The organism is Vibrio sp. 970 (assembly GCF_033339075.1).
Window position 1 is genome coordinate 1 of the sequence record NZ_JAWOTW010000222.1, and the last position, 776, is coordinate 776.

Here is a 776-nt window from a genome sequence, read left to right on the forward strand (position 1 = left end):
TGGTTCACTATTATTGTTGTGGCCAACGGTTTGGGCTCTGGTCATTGCAGCCCAAGGCATACCGAGTTGGGATGTGCTCATTGTATTTGTGCTGGGTGTATTTTTAATGCGTAGCGCAGGCTGTGTCATTAACGATTTTGCAGACCGCAAAGTCGATGGTCATGTGAAGCGTACTAAACAGCGTCCATTGCCTTCGGGTAAGGTCACGGCGAAAGAGGCGATTGGCTTATTTTTGGTTTTGGCCGTGAGCTCATTCTTACTTGTGTTGACCATGAACCCCTTAACGATTCAGCTCTCTTTTGCGGGCCTTGTCTTAGCCTTTATCTACCCTTTTATGAAGCGTTACACGCATATCCCGCAGCTGTTTTTGGGATTAGCGTTTAGCTGGGCGATTCCTATGGCGTGGGCGGCACAAACCGGTGAGCTACCAGTGATGGTTTGGTTTGTGTTTGTGATTAATGCATTGTGGACGATTGCCTACGACACTCAGTATGCAATGGTGGATCGCGATGACGATTTAAAAATCGGTATCAAATCGACAGCGATTCTGTTCGGTCGCCACGACAAGTTAATTATTGGAGTGTTACAGTTAGTGACGTTGGCGATGTTGGTGGGGCTAGGGCAGTTTTATCAATTAGGCCAAAGTTACTACTGGACGGTGCTGATTGCCGCATCATTGTTTGTTTATCAGCAGCATTTGATCCGCCACCGCGAGCGCGATTTGTGTTTCAGAGCTTTCCTTAACAACAACTACGTTGGCATGGTGATAGCGATAG

At 47.3% G+C, this 776-nt stretch carries 1 protein-coding gene; it reads left to right on the forward strand.

Annotated elements, in window-relative coordinates; genetic code table 11:
- On the forward strand, nucleotides 1–776 hold a 776-nt coding region (gene ubiA, locus R7Q11_RS25815), incomplete at both ends, for a 4-hydroxybenzoate octaprenyltransferase (RefSeq protein ID WP_225466957.1).